At 45.7% G+C, this 19,163-nt stretch carries 14 protein-coding genes; 5 read left to right on the forward strand and 9 right to left on the reverse strand.

Translation table 11 applies throughout. From position 1 onward, the window contains the following. Positions 1-62: 62 nt before the first annotated feature. From ACXABW_RS12555 to hrpB, 9 genes are all read right to left on the reverse strand, one after another. The gene (locus ACXABW_RS12555) at positions 63-1,079 is read right to left on the reverse strand and encodes a Fe(3+) ABC transporter substrate-binding protein (RefSeq protein ID WP_457522983.1); all 1,017 of its coding nucleotides are present in this window, start codon (positions 1,077-1,079) and stop codon (positions 63-65) included. Positions 1,080-1,242: 163 nt separating this feature from the next. Continuing rightward, positions 1,243-2,061 carry a DsbC family protein gene (locus ACXABW_RS12560; protein WP_457522985.1) on the reverse strand — a complete coding sequence of 273 codons (819 nt, stop codon included), beginning with the start codon at positions 2,059-2,061 and terminating at the stop codon, positions 1,243-1,245. 124 nt (positions 2,062-2,185) lie between these two features. Continuing rightward, on the reverse strand, positions 2,186-3,415 hold the full coding sequence (locus ACXABW_RS12565) for an ammonium transporter (RefSeq protein ID WP_265686081.1): 1,230 nt from the start codon (positions 3,413-3,415) through the stop codon (positions 2,186-2,188). A 26-nt stretch (positions 3,416-3,441) separates the two neighbouring features. Next, on the reverse strand, positions 3,442-3,780 hold the full coding sequence (gene glnK / locus ACXABW_RS12570) for a P-II family nitrogen regulator (RefSeq protein WP_004742633.1): 339 nt from the start codon (positions 3,778-3,780) through the stop codon (positions 3,442-3,444). 198 nt (positions 3,781-3,978) lie between these two features. Next, the gene (locus ACXABW_RS12575) at positions 3,979-4,341 is read right to left on the reverse strand and encodes a YacL family protein (RefSeq protein ID WP_265686082.1); all 363 of its coding nucleotides are present in this window, start codon (positions 4,339-4,341) and stop codon (positions 3,979-3,981) included. Between the two features lie 426 nt (positions 4,342-4,767). Then, positions 4,768-7,356, reverse strand: coding sequence for a bifunctional aconitate hydratase 2/2-methylisocitrate dehydratase (gene acnB, locus ACXABW_RS12580; RefSeq protein ID WP_457522987.1), 2,589 nt, complete (start codon positions 7,354-7,356; stop codon positions 4,768-4,770). Between the two features lie 253 nt (positions 7,357-7,609). Beyond that, positions 7,610-9,877 carry a patatin-like phospholipase family protein gene (locus ACXABW_RS12585; RefSeq protein WP_457525025.1) on the reverse strand — a complete coding sequence of 756 codons (2,268 nt, stop codon included), beginning with the start codon at positions 9,875-9,877 and terminating at the stop codon, positions 7,610-7,612. 80 nt (positions 9,878-9,957) lie between these two features. Then, a complete protein-coding gene (mrcB, locus tag ACXABW_RS12590; RefSeq protein ID WP_457522988.1) occupies positions 9,958-12,345 on the reverse strand; it encodes a penicillin-binding protein 1B in 2,388 nt (795 codons plus the stop codon). Next, the gene (gene hrpB, locus ACXABW_RS12595; RefSeq protein WP_457525026.1) at positions 12,342-14,789 is read right to left on the reverse strand and encodes an ATP-dependent helicase HrpB; all 2,448 of its coding nucleotides are present in this window, start codon (positions 14,787-14,789) and stop codon (positions 12,342-12,344) included. Before hrpB ends, mrcB begins: the two co-directional genes overlap by 4 nt. Positions 14,790-14,914: 125 nt before the next feature. Here hrpB and sfsA point away from each other — a divergent pair, with 125 nt between their 5' ends. The 5 genes from sfsA (at position 14,915) to folK (ending at position 19,145) form a co-directional block, all read left to right on the forward strand. Continuing rightward, complete coding sequence (gene sfsA, locus ACXABW_RS12600) at positions 14,915-15,631, forward strand: DNA/RNA nuclease SfsA (RefSeq protein ID WP_457522990.1); 717 nt, start codon at positions 14,915-14,917, stop codon at positions 15,629-15,631. A gap of 135 nt (positions 15,632-15,766) precedes the next feature. Further along, entirely contained in the window at positions 15,767-16,213 is a 447-nt protein-coding gene (gene dksA / locus ACXABW_RS12605; protein WP_265686086.1) for an RNA polymerase-binding protein DksA, read from the forward strand. Between the two features lie 121 nt (positions 16,214-16,334). Beyond that, positions 16,335-17,225 carry a tRNA glutamyl-Q(34) synthetase GluQRS gene (gene gluQRS / locus ACXABW_RS12610; RefSeq protein WP_457522992.1) on the forward strand — a complete coding sequence of 297 codons (891 nt, stop codon included), beginning with the start codon at positions 16,335-16,337 and terminating at the stop codon, positions 17,223-17,225. A gap of 88 nt (positions 17,226-17,313) precedes the next feature. After that, positions 17,314-18,660, forward strand: coding sequence for a polynucleotide adenylyltransferase PcnB (gene pcnB, locus ACXABW_RS12615; protein WP_252030841.1), 1,347 nt, complete (start codon positions 17,314-17,316; stop codon positions 18,658-18,660). After that, positions 18,660-19,145, forward strand: coding sequence for a 2-amino-4-hydroxy-6-hydroxymethyldihydropteridine diphosphokinase (gene folK, locus ACXABW_RS12620; protein WP_457522994.1), 486 nt, complete (start codon positions 18,660-18,662; stop codon positions 19,143-19,145). Before pcnB ends, folK begins: the two co-directional genes overlap by 1 nt. Positions 19,146-19,163 lie beyond the last annotated feature (18 nt).

Genomic DNA, 19,163 nt, shown 5'->3' on the forward strand with positions numbered 1-19,163 from the left:
ATTGCAAATACATCTCATATCCCTTTAAAAAAATAGGGGTACAGTTATACCCCTAGATTCAATTAAAGGTCAAATTTCACTTCGTCTAGAAGTTTGATTGCTGCTGCGTGATGCGCTGCAATTTCATCCAAAGAGATAGTATCTGCTTTGAAGTCGCCCCATGAAGCAACAAGCTCAGAACGCTTAACGCCTTCTTTCACAGGGTATTCATAGTTCACTTCAGCGTACATTTGTTGAGCTGTATCACCCGTTAGGAATTCCATCAGCTTAAGCGCGTTCTCTTTGTTTGGAGAGTATTTTGCCATCGCCATACCACTAATGTTTACGTGTGTACCTTCTGCGTTTTGGCCAGGGAAGTTAATGTAAACAGCGTCAGCCCAAGCTTTTTGCTCTTTATCGTTAACCATTTTACCTAGGTAGTAGCTGTTACCTAGAGAAACATCACATAGGCCTTCTTTGATTGCTTTAACTTGAGCGCGGTCGTTGCCTTGTGGTTTACGTGCTAGATTAGCCTTTACGCCTTCTAGCCACTCTTTCGTTTCCGCTTCGCCTTTATGAGCGATCATCGCTGATACGAGAGATACGTTGTATGGGTGCTTACCACTACGAGTACAGATCTTGCCTTTAAATTCAGGCTTAGCAAGGTCAGCGTATGTGAAGTCATCACCTAGCTTACCAACACGGTCACGTGACGAGTACACGCTGCGAGTACGAGTTGTCAGAGCAAACCACTCGTTGTTGTCGTCTTGGTATTGTGCTGGTACGTTAGCTTCAATAACTTCGCTATCGACTTTTTGTACTAAACCTTTGTCAGTTAGTTCAGCTAGACGGCTGATATCCACAGTAAGGATAACGTCTGCAGGGCTGTACTCACCTTCTTGAGCCAGTTTCTCAGCTAAGCCTTTTTTAGCAAACTTAACGTTAACTTTAATGCCTGTTTCTTTAGTGAACTCATTGAACATTGGTTCAACCAAGAATGGTTGGCGGTAAGAGTATACGTTCACTTCTTCAGCAGCCATCGCCGCTGCTGGTACTAGAGTGCTACATGCTAATGCTGATAGAGCTAGCAGTTTTTTCATGGTTTAGTCCTTTACATCGTAATGATAACGTTTATCAGTTGCGTTATTATATTCATCAATATTTTAATTACAATGATCGTAGACAAAAAAACCAGCTTTTGCTGGCTGGTTTCTTTGTGGTTATTTTGTAACAAGACTTTTCACGCACTCAACTCGGTGACCTTTATAACTGATCAAGTGTATGACGCAGCTGCGCTGCCGGCACATAACCACCAACCTGATAGCCTGACACGGTATAAATACTTGGTGTGCCAGAAATGCCAAGCTGAGCCCCCAAAGTGAGGTACTTGTTGACTATGTCTTCACACTTTTGCAGTTCACTTGCAGAAATATCCGCTGGAAGTTGAGGTGGCTTTTGGTTTGCTTTCGCATAATCCAAGCCTGATTTTCGGTCCTTTGAGCAATAGGTGTTCACCAGCATTTTATATGCTGCGCCGTTTTTACCGCTTCTTGGGTAAGGTAAATATTGAATTGAAAGACCTTGTTGCTGGTACTCCGCAATCTCTCGATGCAGTCGGTTGCAATAGCCACAAGTTGGGTCAGTAAAGACATACAGCTTATCCCCACCACCTGATTCAGGTGAGGACATATCAATCAGGTCACTTGAATCAATATTGGCGAGTAACGGCTTTACGTAGCTCGCTTGATATTCTTGACTGATGGATGACTTATCATCCAGTCGAATCAGGCTAGTTCTATCTCCAACAATGATGGCATCGACATCAGCGAGGTACGTTAGGGTGTGAACACCATCTGAATTTGGATCTTGGAGCTTTAGTAAGTAATTATTGCTCTGCCCTATCTGGCGAACATGACCTACATACTTTTTATTGCTTTCCATCTTTATACTGGTTCCAAACAGCTTGTCCATGATCCTTTGTTCAATGTCGGCACGCTGTTTTTCTGCTACTTGGTTTAGCTCTGAACTGGCATAAACGCTGGAAGACAACATAACGATAAGACTCACTAACCAAACTTTCATTCATCACTCCATGACGTATCTTTTATTCAAATTCACTATAAGAATAAATGAGTTCACCTTCTAGCACCATAAACAAAAAGGCCAGCTCTTTGCAGAGCTGGCCTTTTCATATTCTATTGAAGGGTTATTTTACTGTGACAAACTCAGGGTAAGCACCCACACCACAGTCATGCATATCCATACCTTCTAGTTCTTCGTCTTCGCTAACACGGATACCCATTGTCGCTTTCAGTACAGCCCAAACAGCTAGACTTGCACCAAATACCCAAGCAAAGATTACCGCAGCACCAAATAGCTGTGCACCGAAGCTTGCATCACCGTTGCTTAGTGGAACAACCATTAGGCCGAAGAAACCACACACACCGTGTACAGAGATAGCACCAACAGGATCGTCGATTTTCAGTTTATCTAGACCGATAATGCTGAATACCACTAGTGCACCTGATACTGCGCCGATAGATACCGCATAAAGTGGTGATGGAGACAGAGGGTCAGCAGTGATAGCCACTAAGCCTGCTAATGCACCATTTAACACCATAGTTAAATCAGCTTTGCCCCAGGTTGTTTTACACACTAGTAGTGCAGCGATCGCACCTGCAGCAGCTGCAGCGTTAGTGTTAAGGAAGATCTGACCAACTGCGGTTGCATTCTCGAAGTCAGAAACCATCAATTGAGAGCCGCCGTTAAAGCCGAACCAACCAAACCATAGAATAAACGTACCCAATGTCGCTAGCGGCATGTTTGAACCAGGAATTGGGTAGATTTCACCGTTTTTACCGTATTTACCCTTACGAGCACCTAGCAGTAGAACACCAGCAAGAGCAGCCGCCGCACCAGCCATGTGAACGATACCGGAACCTGCGAAGTCACTGAAGCCAGCTTCAGATAGGAAACCACCGCCCCATGTCCAGTAACCTTCCATAGGATAAATAAACGCAGTTAGTACTACTGAGAAGATTAGGAATGACCAAAGCTTCATACGCTCAGCAACCGCACCTGAAACCACAGACATGGCTGTTGCAACGAACACAACTTGGAAGAAGAAGTCTGACTCAAGTGAGTGATCTGCGCCTTCGCCTTGTGTACCAATCAATGTTCCAAATGAAGGTAACCAACCGCCTTCTCCATTGTCGACATACATAATGTTGTAGCCAACCAGTAAGAAAGTCGTACACGCGATTGCGTACAAACAAATATTTTTAGTTAAGATCTCGGTCGTATTCTTCGAACGCACAAGGCCCGCTTCCAGCATCGCAAAACCTGCTGCCATCCACATTACTAACGCACCTGAAATGAGGAAGAAAAAAGTGTCTAGTGCGTAACGTAATTCCGTTACTGTTGTTGATAGTTCCATCTTAGTGTCTCCAGTCCTTAGAATTCTTAAAGTGCCTCTGCGTCCATCTCGCCAGTACGAATACGTACCGCCTGGCTCAGGTCGTAGACAAAGATTTTTCCGTCACCAATCTTGCCGGTGTGCGCCGCTTTAGATACGGCTTCAATCACGCGATCGACGTTTTCAGCTTGTGTCGCGATTTCTAGTTTTACTTTTGGCAAGAAATCTACTTGGTATTCTGCGCCGCGATACAATTCTGTGTGACCCTTCTGGCGGCCAAAACCTTTTACTTCTGAAACTGTCATTCCTTCAATTCCCACATCCGCTAATGCTTCACGAACGTCGTCTAGTTTGAACGGTTTGATAATGGCATTAATTAGTTTCATCGCATCCTCTCTGAAGCTGTAGTCCTTTTAACACTTCTATTAATCCAAGGTACGTGCCAACTTGTTAAGTCTTTGTTTATCAATACTTATTCAACATAAGCCTTTATAAAAACAAAAAAGGTCGCACCATAATAGTGCGACCTTTTCACAATAATAATGCGCTGCACTATAAGGCAGCATCTAAAGCGTTAATGAAGGTTAGTAACCCAGAAAGTCTATCCACCGCTCAATCAGCAATTCAAAATCATCCAACCCGCAACTGGCGCTTGCTTCACTATCATAGAAGTCAAACTCACCTTCTAGTTCTTGTTCGTGAGCGAGGACATTCTCCTCAACCACCACCTCATTATCATGAATGGATAGGCTAATTTCAGTGCCAAGTAGTTTTAGTTCTTGGGCTGGGTTACTTTTCGCCAATTCAATCAGCTGGTCCACTTCTTCTATCTTGTGACGGTTCTTGCCAATTTCTTCTTGTAGCCAACGACCAACAACTTCATGACCCATACTGCATTTCACGTAGTACTCCCCCATAAGGGTATTGCGAGTAAATTGAAATTCCATACTGGCTCCTAGGCATTTAAACGACTTGAAAAAATAGGCGCAGAGTATAACGACTCACTCGCTAACTCTCTAGGGCCTGTTGACCTTTCGAGCTGATTTTTGCAGCACTTTGTGGGAAGTTTCTATTTCTTTACAAACAAGAGCAGGCAGAGGCTTTGATGTGTAGCTAGCCTACATGAGAAGCCGATAACGCAGTAGAAATGAACCACAAAGGCTGCCCGAAGGGTTCGGCTAAAATCGTTTTATGCTTTGTTGAAGACTATTTGCTTAGAATAACTAGGCCACACACTCTTCGCCTCGCCTAAAACGATTTTATCTCGAACAAAATTTAACCACGAAAGATCAACAGGCCCTAAGGTCTAAAAACAAAAAAGCACTTGTGAAAATCACAAGTGCTTTTTGTATCAATCCATTAGAGCTTTTCGATTATGCAGGCTCTTGGAAAATAACCGTATCTGCTTTCTCTGTGTACTGACCCATCTTGTGGAAGTTCAAGTAACGGTAAGTATCTGCTGCCGTTGCATCAATCTTCGCAGAGTACTCTAGATACTCTTCCTTAGTTGGGATGCGACCAAGAATCGCACCTACTGCAGAAAGTTCAGCAGAAGCGAGGTAAACGTTCGCACCTGTACCTAAACGGTTAGGGAAGTTACGCGTAGAAGTAGACATTACTGTCGCTTTATCAGCAACACGCGCTTGGTTACCCATACATAGAGAACAACCTGGAGTTTCGATACGAACCCCTGCACGACCAAAGATGCCGTAGTAGCCTTCTTCGGTAAGTTGGTCTTTATCCATCTTCGTCGGTGGAGCTACCCATAGGCGGGTGCTCAATGAGCCGTTAAACTCTTCAAGCATCTTACCTGCGGCACGGAAGTGACCAATGTTGGTCATACAAGAACCGATGAATACTTCTTGGATTTCTGTACCTTGAACATCAGACAGAAGACGAGCGTCATCAGGGTCGTTCGGAGCACATAGTATTGGCTGATCGATTTCTGCTAGGTCAATCTCAATTACGTGAGCGTATTCTGCATCAGCGTCAGCAGACAGTAGCTCTGGGTTTGCTAGCCACTCTTCCATCGCTGTAATACGACGCTCAATAGTACGCACGTCACCGTAACCTTCAGCGATCATCCACTTCAGCATTACGATGTTAGAGTTCAAGTACTCTTCGATAGACTCTTGAGAAAGCTTAACCGTACAACCAGCAGCTGAACGCTCAGCAGAAGCATCTGATAATTCAAACGCCTGCTCTACTGATAGGTGTTCAACACCTTCGATTTCAAGTACACGACCAGAGAACTCATTGATCTTACCTGCTTTCTCTACAGTCAGTAGACCTTGCTTAATACCGTAGTAAGGGATGGCATGCACTAGGTCACGAAGCGTAATACCTGGCTTCATTTCACCTTTAAAGCGAACCAAGATTGATTCTGGCATATCAAGAGGCATAACACCTGTTGCAGCAGCAAATGCGACTAGGCCTGAGCCTGCTGGGAAAGAAATACCTAGAGGGAAGCGAGTATGAGAATCACCACCAGTACCTACGGTGTCAGGTAGAAGCATACGGTTTAGCCATGAGTGGATAACACCATCACCTGGGCGTAATGAAACACCTGCGCGGTTCATGATGAAATCTGGCAACGTATGGTGAGTGTTAACATCAACTGGTTTCGGATACGCAGATGTGTGACAGAAAGACTGCATCACAAGGTCTGCCGAGAAACCAAGACACGCAAGATCTTTCAGCTCGTCACGAGTCATTGGGCCTGTGGTGTCCTGAGAACCTACAGTTGTCATCTTAGGCTCACAGTACTGACCAGCACGTACGCCTTCAACGCCACATGCTTTACCCACCATCTTCTGAGCTAGCGTGTAGCCTTTGTCAGATGCAGAAGGGTCAACTGGCTTAGCAAACAAATCTGTTTCTTCTAGACCTAGAGAAGTACGAGCACGGCTTGTTAGACCACGACCAATGATCAGTGGAATACGACCACCTGCACGAACTTCATCAAGTAGTACTTTACTTAACTCAAAGCTAGAGATTTCAGCACCATTCTTACGCACTACACCTTCATACGGGAAAATATCGATAACATCGCCCATATTCATTTGTTGTACGTCGAGCTCAATCGGTAATGCGCCTGAATCTTCCATTGTGTTGTAGAAGATTGGCGCGATCTTACCACCTAAACAAACGCCACCAGTGCGTTTGTTTGGTACGTATGGGATATCTTCGCCCATAAACCAAAGTACTGAGTTTGTCGCAGACTTACGTGAAGAACCTGTACCAACAACGTCACCTACGTAAGCAAGCTGAATACCGTCTTTTTGCAGTTCTTCGATTTGGTTAATAGGGCCAACACTACCAGGCTGATCCGGATTAATACCGTCACGCTCCATTTTTAGCATCGCTTTCGCATGCACTGGGATATCTGGGCGAGACCATGCATCTGGGGCTGGAGATAGGTCATCGGTGTTGGTTTCACCGGTAACTTTGAATACTTTAACTGTGATTTTTTCAGCCACTTTTTCTTTCGACGTGAACCAATCAGCATCAGCCCAAGATTGAAGTACCTGCTGAGCTGCGGCATTGCCTGCTTTCGCTTTTTCTTCAACGTCGTAGAACGCATCAAACATCAGTAGAGTGTGAGACAGCGCTTTCACCGCAATTGGTGCGAGCTCTGCATCTTCAAGTAGTGCAATCAGTGATTCAATGTTGTAACCACCTTGCATTGTGCCTAGAAGTTCAGCAGCTTTCGCGCGACTTACTAGTGGTGATTCAACTTCACCTTTAGTGATAGCTGTTAAAAAGCCAGCTTTAACGTAAGCAGCTTCATCTACACCAGGTGGAATTCTATTTTCTAGAAGGTCAAGAATAAACTCTTCTTCACCTTGAGGGGGATTTTTCAGTAACTCAACAAGTCCAGCGACTTGCTCAGCATCAAGGGGCTTAGGAACAACTCCCTCGGCAGCACGCTCTTCGACGTGTTTACGGTAGGCTTCAAGCACGACTTTTTCCTCTCATTGCGGTTCCTCCTTTTCTAATAGCTTTTATAAAAAGAAAGGAGTGAACATCCTTGGAAACTTGGCTCTCCATTGCCAGCGTTTTCATTCAATTAGACTGAGAAACAGCGCCAGAGAGGCCAAACTGTGGAACGCAGAATAGCAAATTTAACTTAAAATTAAAATCTTATCATTTTGACCAACATAGCAACTTAAGACTAAAGTCCCACTATTTTTCACTATAAAGTCGACAAATTTGCTACTTAAACGTCGTTCCAATAATTAAATATACTGAGCTAAAATTATCTTCGGTACGGCCATAACCTAGCATGATAGGTCCAACTGGTGAATCTACCCCAGCAAACACCGAACCCGCCAAATACAATGGCGCTTCATTGAGGTCGATATCAGGATCAGACCACACACCACCATATTCAATCGAGGTACCGACGTAAAATGGTGAGGTAAATATACCGAAATCATTATCAAACCAACGGTATCGGTACATTAAGCTACTAAACACCTTATTCTGACCAATTAAGCTATTTCTAGGAATGCCAGAAAGGTTCAAGAAGCCGCCGATTTCTTTCGGATTGATCGGCACAGAGGAGTTCTTGCTCTGTACGACGCCATAATCTAAATTTGCGACCAAAGTATGGCGTTTAATACTCTTGGCACCAATGAATCGAGCACTGATTTCGTGCACAGTATCTTCTGATTCTTCAGCACTAATCCCCGCGGTGCTGCCATCCACTGTGTCATGGGAAACCATGTATTCGAGGTTGAGATAGATGCCGCGAGTTGGAAGGCTAAAATCGTTCAGAGTATCGATTCGGAAACTGGTAAAGCCGCCGATTCGCTTGTACTCCATATCTAGATAAGACGGTAAGCTAGAGAGCTCCGCCTCACCATCTACATAGCGAACCCCCAATTTCAGCTCATTCCAAAGCGCATTTTGGTAACCCAACGCAAACTCTGCTCCCCACTCGGTGTAAGTCACAGGTAAGTAGTCTTTAGTCGCTTCTAAACTGGTATCTTCAAATCCGCCTATTGGTGCATTTCGCTTATCATTACTGTACTTAATGCCTAGCGTGGTGAAGGCTTTTTGGCTAGAAAGTAAAGGAGAGTACAGTTGGGCTTCAATCAGCTTGTCTGTACCCATATCCAAATTGGTACGTAGCTCCGCCCCATTGTCATTGAGGTCAGTAAAATTGGTCGATATACCAATCGAGTACTGACTATCGGTACTAAAATCATCTTCTAGGAAGAAACGGAAGTTGACGTAATTAGGCCCCCAAGATTTTTCGTTTACATCGACAACTAGCTGGTTATTACCTTCTTCGTCCTGAGCATATTCGTAAGTAATCAACTCAAAACGATCGAGTGCATATAAGCTTTGGACGCTTTTCTCGATCTCTTCGGTGGTGTGCCTTTTGCCCGCTTGCAAATTAAGGCGTTGCGCGAGCAGTTCATCACTATAGTGGGTGTTGTTGTTAATCACGACTTGGTCGACAACTACTTCGTCCCCGTATGTGAGCTTTTTGCGTGCTTGCTGCTTAGCTTCAACATAACGTTGGTACTCTTTGCTCGAAACGGAGAGTTGAGCTAGTCGCTCTTGCTGCTCCATCGCAATTTCAACACCTTCTTTGTACGCGTCGGGCATCTTGGCAAACTCAGTAGTCTGCATACCACCAACATCAGGGTGCAAGTACACATCTTTGTCGGTCAAGGTTTCTGCTTGTTGCTGAGTACTGCGGCGAACTAGATAGTTTGAAAGCTGATTTGCGACTGTTAGGTAAGTGGTAAATTCTTCTTCGTCTTTGTAGTCACTACTGATATCAACGGCGATGATGATGTCTGCACCAAGTTCACGAGCAACGTCGACAGGCATATTGTTGGTGACGCCGCCATCCACAAGAAGTTGGCCGTCAATTTCATAAGGCGGTAAAGCGCCAGGGACTGACATACTGGCCATCATGGCATCAACTAAATGCCCTTTCCCCAATACGACTGGCTTTAAGTCAATGATATCGGTCGCGACCGAACGATAAGGAATCGCGAGCTCGTCGAAAGATTCTAATGCAGGCAGATTTCCAGAAGTCTCACGCAAAATGCGCAACATATTTTGCCCTTGCACAACACCTTTAGGTGCACGCATCTCACCCCAGCTTAATCCGAGATCGGTGTTGATTTGATACCTGTCTTCGTACTCTTTGTCTCTGACTCGGCGGTCGCTACGGCTCACTCGATCGCGGTAACCGTCATTCCACTCTACCGAATAAATAAAACTCTCGATTTCATCGGCGCTCATGCCTGTCGCATATAAGCCACCAACATAAGCACCCATACTGGTGCCAGTAATAATATCGACTGGTATTCGTAGTTCTTCTAACGCCTTCAGCACACCTATGTGAGCTGCACCTTTGGCGCCTCCACCAGCTAAAACAACAGCGACTTTCGGTCGCTCTTTATCCGTTGAGTTCACTTGTTCGGCATGAGCAACGGTTGAAACTGCACACGCAAAAATGGCAAGTCGAGTAAACAAAGAATGTATCACGAGCAGTTATAATTCCTTTTAAAGTATCTCATTCAATATTACTGAATACTCTACCAACTGAATATCTTTTTTATCCAAGTAGCAGGTTGTTCATCACAGCTTTTCTTAAGCGCACCACTTTTATCCCACACTGGTAGTTTAAATTGGTTTGAGCAATCTAACCTTAGATCGCCTTGCGCAGTTTTTTCAAAGCCTAGCGTCGTAATCTGACTTGGCCATGGCAGGGTAAGTCTCTCTGGGATTCGATGTTTAAGGTATTCCGCGTAGACTCTCAACGCCCCACTAGAGCCCGTTAACTTGGTAGGCTTGTTGTCATCTCTGCCTAACCAAATGGTGGTCACCTCACGACCATCGACCCCAACGAACCAACTGTCTCGTGTGTCGTTACTGGTTCCAGTTTTGCCAGCTAAGGCAGCCCAAGCAAACTGGCTATTGAGATAGCGACCTGTCCCTTCTAATACACCACGCTTCATCGCGTAAGTCGTCAACCATGCCGCCTGCTGGTCAACAGATTGCGAGACTCTTGGAATAGACTCATACAGCACACTCCCTTCGATATCGAGCACTGAACGTAATGCAGACAGCTCCGCCTTTTTGCCAGAGTTGGTCAATGTTTGATACATCTGTGCTACTTGGAATGGCGTTAGAGTAAACGAGCCGAGGAACATCGATGGGACTGGCCTAATTTCTGAGCCATCCACCCCTAAACGCTCAAACGTCTTAACCACACTTGGGATACCAAGCTTCATCCCCAGTTGGACAGTCGGCACATTTAAAGATTTAGCCAAAGCCATATACAAAGGCACATCACCACGGAATTTTCTATCGTAATTTCTCGGAGACCACACATTGCCTTTACTGCCTTTTAGGCTAATCGGCTTATCTTGCAAGGTAGAAGCAAGAGTGTATTCGTCTGGCTTCTGCAATGCCGTCAAGTAAACCGCCGGTTTCGCCAATGAGCCTATCTGTCGACTCGCATTCAGAGCGCGGTTGAAGCCATCATAGCCAGTGCGCTTTCCACCAACCATCGCTCGAATCTCACCACTGTGTCTGTCTACTGCTACCGCAGCCGCTTCGAGATCTTTGCCTGCGATTTTTGCAAGGCTTGGTATTTTACGGTCGATCGCTTGTTCAAGCTTTTCTTGAGAAACCGGGTCTAATGAAGTGAATACTCTTAAGCCGGTATCAGATTGGAACACATCACCAACCTTCTCCCGGAGCTCTATTTTCAACTGCTGGAAATAGGCCGGTTGTCGGCTAGCAATTTTAGGGTTGGCTTGAATATCAAGAGGCCTACTGGCCGCTTGCTCAAACTCACTTGCTGTCAACGTATGTTGCTGCATCATCAAACGCAGTACGAGATCGCGACGCTGCTTAGCGCGCTCTGGGGAGCGCACTGGATTGTAGTAAGACGGACCTTTCACCATACCGACTAGCAAAGCCAATTGATCAATACGCAGCTCTTGAATTGGCTGACCAAAATAGAGCCTAGCGGCCAAGCCAAAGCCATGAATGGCTTCGCCACCACTTTGACCCAAATAAACTTCGTTGAGATAAGCTTCCAGAATTCGGTCTTTGCTGTAACGATAATCCAAAATAATCGCGATATACGCTTCTCTCACCTTGCGCCATAAAGTGCGGTCACTGGATAAGAATAGGTTCTTCGCCAACTGCTGCGTCAGCGTGCTACCGCCCTGCACTGTGCGTCCAGCTTTGACATTCACTATCATCGCGCGTGCTATTGCTAGTGGTGACACACCATCATGCTGATAAAAGTTTCTATCTTCAGTGGCAAGCAGAGCATCAACCATCACTTCAGGGAACTGGTCACGACGTAGGAATAAACGCTGCTCATCGCTGTTTTTTTCCAGCATCCCTAGCATCTTAGGCTCAACGCGTAAGTAGCCTAAGTCGCCTTGCTGCTCTAGCGACTGAATACGCTGCAACCCACTACTGTCGAAGTGAAGCATGACGTGACGATCGGGCTCTGGTCCATCTGAAAACTCAAATGGACGGCGGATCATTTCTATCTTAGTGGAAGACGAAGAGTACTCGCCAGCATAACGAGGCTGCCTTACCTTACGATAATTAAGTACATCCAGTTCATTGCGTACTTCTTGAATAGTGATGTTATCGCCAGGCGCTAAATTTAAAATTCTTGCGTATACCACAGTTGGTAAATCAAACAATTGCCCTTCAAAGCGCTGCTTCACCACACTGTCTAAATAAATTCCAATAAACAGTAAGATGGCAATACTGGCCACACCGACTTTCCAGCCAATGCTCCAAAGTACTTTGAGCCAAGTGCGCTTTCCTGATTTAGCCGTTTTTTTCGTTCGGGTAGTTTTACGCTTGGCAGGCTTTCGCGCTGCCGTGGTTTTACGTGTTGTAGTCTTCTTGCTACTTGTTTTGCCTTCAGGCTTTTTCTTCGTTGTCATTTATCTAGCTGTCGCTTTGTTTTAGTCGTTGCTACATGGTTTGCCGGATCATCTGGCCAAACATGTTTGGGGTAACGACCTTTCATTTCTTTTTGTACTTCACGATAAGCACCCTGCCAAAATCCGGCTAAATCTTTAGTCACTTGTAGCGGCCGCTGTGCTGGAGAGAGCAACTCCACCACCAATTTAACTTTACCTAACGCAACGGCAGGTGACTCTTGTTCCCCAAACATTTCTTGCATTCTCACCGATAGCATTGGCTCTGAGCCTTGTTGATAACAGATCTTTTTTTTGCTTCCGGTAGGAACGACATGATGTGTTGGTAACCATTTGTCTATGTCTTGATTCAGAGGCCAACCAAGCCGAGCCAACAAAGCCTGCTCTAGCGAAATATTCTTCAGTGCTTTCGCTGAATTGACGCCTTGCATATAAGGCTCAATCCAAAGCTCTAGTTCATCTAGTAAAGATTGATCATCCATAGCAGGCCACTCTTGTTCAGGAAGCCAATCAATTGCGCAACGAATCCGTTGTAAAAGCTCCTGAGACGACACGCTCCAATTTAATACTGAAAGCCCCTTACGACGAACATAGCTAAGTAAAGCTTGCGTCATTTTTTCTGAGCTCGGTTCTGGCAGTGCTTTTCGTTCAATGACTAACCGACCGATGCGCAGCTGCTGTTCGGCTACCAATCGCCCTCTCGATTCATCCCAGTCTACACATTCCGTTTGTTTGAATAGTTTGGGAAGTTTGTCTTTCACATAGTGAATATCAATAGGACTTGCTAGCTGAATAAAACTCGATTGCTGCCCTGAGCGCAACAAATCAATCGTGATTAAGTAGTCGTTGCCAAACAGGGCATCTTCATCGCGTAGTTGTGCGCCATGGCCATTCGCCAATAAATACTGCCCCCCGGAGTTAGAACGCAACTGTGCAATACGATCTGGGAAAGCGAGAGCTGCGACTACCGAAATGGAATCGTCGCAGATCGACGCATTTTGAAATTTGACCGCAAGCTTGGACGACAAGTTTTTAATCCGCTGCGCTATAACCGATTGTTTACTGTGTTTACCAACATTAAAACGATGCACGCTTTGCAACAAATCACTGACTTGGCGCTCAGGTTCTTCACTTAACGCAGCAACAAGCAAGGCATTGCTCACCAAGCCTGTATCTTGTTCACTCATTTGAGCAGATATTGTCAGCATACTGGCCAGCCGCGGCTCGACACCAAGAGTATGTGCTTGCTGCCCCAGCGACGTGAGTTGATCGTTTTCATCCATCAGGCTCAACCGTTTAAGCAATTGTTTCGCTTGAGACATGGATGCTTTTGCTGGCGTATCTAACCATGACAATTCCGCAGGATCTCGAGTACCCCACTGGGCAAGCTCCATCGCAAGAGGAGACAAATCAGAATGCAGGATTTCAGCTTCTGGTACTTTGGGTTGTTGAAACAATGAGGATTCAGAATACAGCCGTACGCAGATCCCTTCTTCCAAACGGCCAGCACGCCCCGCGCGTTGCTCAGCAGAAGATTGGGCAATTTTAACTTGCTCAAGCTTAGTCACACCGGTTTTCAGGTCAAATCGAGCGACTCGTTCGAGCCCGCTATCCACAACTATACGAATACCTTCAATCGTTAGTGAGGTTTCAGCAATGTTTGTCGCCAGCACGACTTTACGCTGCCCCGGCTCCGCAGGAGCAATGGCTTTTTGCTGCTGAGAAAAGTTCAACTGACCGTACAAAGGGCAAATTTCATACTGGTTCTTCAAGTGAGAGAGTTTTTCTTCAACTTGTTTTATCGCCGCAACTCCCGGCAAAAACGCCAATAAAGAGCCAGGCTCATTCGCCATCAAAAATTCAATTTGATTAGCCATTGCTTGTGGCAGATATTCGTTCGGCTTCAAAGGTTGATATCTTTGCGCCACAGCAAAAGCGCGTCCATGAGACTCTATGTATTTAGCATCGGGTAACAGTGCTTGAAGGGCTTCGTTGTCCAAAGTGGCAGACATCACTACCAACTTTAACTCTTCACGCAACGCGGTTTGGATCTCTAGGCTCAACGCCAATGCCGTATCAGCATGGATACTACGTTCATGAAATTCATCAAAGATCAGTAAATCAACCCCAGTTAGCTCAGGATCATCTTGAATCATTCGGGTCATGATTCCCTCAGTCACAATTTCGAGCTGCGTGTTTGGACCTGCTTTGGTGTCCCCTCTCACTCGATAGCCCACACGCTCACCGACCTTTTCCCCTAATTGAGCAGCCAGATACTGTGCAATGTTTCGAGCAGCCAAACGACGTGGCTCTAGCATGATAATTTTTCCCGCGACACACTGATTTTTCACCAGTTGCAAAGGAAAATAGGTCGACTTACCCGCCCCCGGTGCCGCTTTGAGAATCACTTGGTTGGAATTTTGTACGCTAGAGAGCAATTGTGAGATAACCGACTGAATCGGTAATGCATCTTGGCTGTCTGATAAAATCGATTGCTGTGAGGTCAATTGTGACAAAGCAAAAACCTTGTGGTGTAATACTGAAAAGTATTGTACATAAAAACAGTAGATAAATGCAGTTCAATCCATCTTTAGAATCCGCCAAACTAATAAAACGCTATAAACGCTTTCTTACCGATATCGAACTGGCCGACGGCTCAATCCGTACCATTCACTGTGCCAACACTGGCGCCATGACTGGTTGCGCTGAACCGGGTAACACCGTTTGGTATTCCACATCCGATAATCCGAAAAGAAAGTACCCCAACAGTTGGGAGATCAGTCAGACTCAACAGGGACATAGTATCTGTGTCAACACTGCGAGAGCGAACCAGTTAGCAGTCGAAGCGATTGAAAACGGCACTATTACTGAGCTTGCAGGATATGACCAACTTCAAACTGAAGTAAAATATGGCAATGAAAATAGTCGGATTGATATCTTGCTCAATTCAGAAACTAAACCAAACTGCTATATAGAAGTGAAAAGCGTCACCTTATTGGATGAAGATAACAACGGACAGGGCTATTTTCCGGATGCCGTCACCACTCGCGGTCAAAAGCATCTTAGAGAGCTCACTGAGATGGCGAATAATGGAAGCAGAGCCGTACTTTTATTTACTGTTTTGCATACAGGGATTGAAAAAGTTTCCGCTGCACACCATATAGACGCCAAATATTCAAATTTACTGAAAATCGCACAAGAACAAGGGGTGGAAGTCCTGTGCTACAAAGCAGAACTTTCCGAATCTGAAATCAAACTCGTTTCAGCTGTTAAATTTATCAATAACTAGCGAAAAATGATGTCACCTTCACATTGACAATAAGTTTGCAATTCAGAATTTGCCTCACTAAGTTCTTTTTGCTATAGATACCCGCCTCAAATTAACTGCTCAAGCAGTTGACTAGGTGTTAGTAGGAGATGCTGCATGCCAGAATCGAAGAAAAAAGCGCTAGGCATCCTAGCCATCGCAGGTGTTGAACCGTATCAAGAAAAAGCTGGTGAAGAATACATGTCACCAGAGCAAACGGATCATTTTACAAAGATTTTAGAAGCTTGGCGTAACCAGCTCAGGGAAGAAGTTGATCGCACCGTTCACCATATGCAGGACGAAGCGGCAAACTTTCCAGATCCAGTAGACCGCGCTTCGCAAGAAGAAGAATTCAGCTTAGAGCTACGTAACCGTGACCGTGAGCGTCGTCTGATCAAGAAGATCGAGAAAACGCTAACAAAAATCGAAGAAGATGACTTCGGCTTTTGTGAGTCATGTGGCGTTGAGATTGGTATCCGTCGCCTAGAAGCTCGCCCAACCGCTGACCTTTGTATCGACTGTAAGACACTTGCAGAAATCAAAGAGAAACAGATGCAAGGTTAATCCGAGCGATTGTTGAGAAAGGGAGCTTATGCTCCCTTTTTGTTGTTTTTGTGCCATCCCCAATGAACACTGCTCTTATAGAGTATTCATCATTGGAAATGGTATGTGAGGTTGTTACACCATGAGTTACGTTGGCCGCTTTGCGCCGTCGCCTTCAGGCCCACTACATTTCGGCTCTTTGGTTGCCGCTCTAGGTAGCTATTTTCAAGCGAAGTCGCAACAAGGTAAGTGGTTAGTTAGAATCGAAGACCTCGATCCACCTCGTGAAATGCCCGGGGCTGCAGAGCTAATCTTACAGACACTGCGTGCTTATGGCCTTCATTGGGATGATGAAGTGGTATACCAAAGTCAGCGCCACTCGCTTTATCAGCGTCAAATTGCTCAATGGCTCGAATCAGGCTTGGCTTATTACTGCCAATGTACTCGAAAGCAAATCAAACTCGCAGGTGGCTACTATCAAGGAACCTGCCGAAGTAAGCAGCTTGAGAACTCAACCGACTGCGCAGTTCGACTCAGGGTCGAGCACCCTATCGAATCGTTTCTCGATATCAAGCATGGCTCCATGACGATTCCAAGCGCTTTAGCGCATGAAGATTTTATTATAAAGCGCCGTGATGGCTTATTTGCTTACAACCTTGCGGTAGTATTGGATGACATAGACCAAAACGTGACGCAAGTGGTTCGCGGTGCAGACCTTATAGAACCAACAGGCAGACAAATCAGCTTGTATCGATCGTTAGGGACACCAGAAGTGAGTTACCTTCACCTCCCTTTAGCAATAGACGATAACGGCAACAAACTGTCGAAACAGAACCATGCGCCGGCGATTGATATTAGCAATCCAAAACCTGCATTGCTCGACGCAATGGCGTTCTTAGGCTTTAAGCTCAATACGAGCGTTAGAGCGGCAGATTTAGATGAAATCATTCACTGGGGAACTCGACATTGGCAGCTTAATCAGTTGCCGCCATCGATCGAGATCACACCAAGATTCTCAAATGGCGCTACGTAGGCTATCATTAGCCGCAAATTAGGCCTGTTTGGGCGACGATAACCAAATTAAAGCAAGCTTGGCTAATGCCAAATTGCCAGATGCACACATGACTAAAGACGACTATACACCAAGCCAATACCCAGAACTCGCACTGAATATTATCACTCGTCAAGAGCACAATATTTCGCGCAAGCAAATCAGCGATAATGCGTTGAAGGTGCTATACCGACTCCATGGAGCAGGTTTTGACGCTTACCTAGTAGGCGGCGGCGTACGTGATTTGCTGTTAGAACAATCACCAAAAGATTTTGATATCGCGACAAATGCGACACCTGAGCAAATCAAGCACTTGTTTAGAAACTGCCGCCTCATTGGCCGCCGTTTCCGCCTAGCGCATATTATGTTTGGCCGCGATATTATCGAAGTCGCTACTTTCCGCGGTCACCACCAAGAGCCAAGTAAGAATGTATCAGCGCAGTCAAAAGAAGGCATGCTGCTACGAGATAACGTCTATGGCACCATCGATGAAGATGCTGAGCGCCGTGACTTCAGTATTAATGCCATGTACTACAGCATTGGCGACTACAGCATCCATGATTATGCGGGCGGCATTGAAGATTTAGAAGATAAACTGATTCGCTTAATCGGTGATCCGGAAACTCGCTACCGTGAAGACCCGGTACGGATGCTACGTGCGATTCGATTTGCAGCAAAACTCGATTTTGATATCGAAGAAGACACCGCCGATCCTATCGAGCACTTAGCGCCATTGTTGCAAGACATTCCTGCGGCACGTCTCTATGAAGAGTCACTAAAGCTCCTACAATCTGGGTGTGGGCTTGAAACCTACCACCTAATGCGTGAATACAACTTGTTCCAGCAGCTATTCCCTGTAATCGCTGAGCACTTCACCGAAGATTACTCCTCACCAACTGAGCAGATGCTTGACTTAGTGCTGGATTCGACGGATATCCGCATCGAAGAAGGCAAACGTATTAATCCTGCTTTCATGTTCGCAGCTATGCTGTGGTACCCGTTACAAGAAAAAGCTAAGCAACTGATGGAAACACGTAAGTTGTCATACTACGACGCCATCATGGAAGCCAGTAACTATGTTCTGGATGACCAAGTGCGTACGATTGCGATTCCACGCCGTCACACAGCGACTATTCGTGAGATTTGGCAGCTGCAACTTCGTCTCCCTAGACGTAACGGTAAACGTGCATTCCGCTTAATGGAACTTAACAAGTTCCGTGCGGGCTTCGATTTCTTAGAAATGCGCGGCGAAGTAGAGGGTGAAGAAACAGCACAGCTAGCCAAATGGTGGGCGACTTTCCAAAATGCAGGCCGCAATATGCGCCAAGCTATGGTCGCAGATCTAGATGGCGGAGCATCAAAGCCAACTCATCGCCGCCGAAAAACGTATCGCAACAAGAAGAGCAAAGCGGAATAATGATCACAGCATACATTGCGGTCGGCAGTAATCTCGCCGATCCCGTCACTCAAGCGAATAACGCGATTGAAGCGCTAAAAAGCCTACCGAGATCAGAGTTTCTACAAGCTTCCATGCTGTACAGTAGCACTCCAATGGGGCCACAAGACCAACCCGACTACATTAATGCGGTAGTGGCCATCAAAACCGAATTAGCACCACTTGAACTACTCGATAACACTCAGACTATCGAGCAAGAGCAAGGGCGCGTCCGTAAAGATGAACGATGGGGGCCAAGAACGCTCGACCTCGATATCATCCTATACGGCAATGAGGTGATCGATTCCGAGCGCCTAACCGTTCCTCACTATGGAATGAAGGAAAGAGAGTTCGTACTCTACCCGCTCGCGGAAATCGCGCCAAATTTACAACTCCCTGATGGGACTGAGCTGCGAGAGCTACTAAAGCAAGTAGACAGAAACGGACTCAGCACTTGGCAATCATAGCCAACTCTCCTAGTAAGG

Source organism: Vibrio paucivorans, from assembly GCF_054053395.1.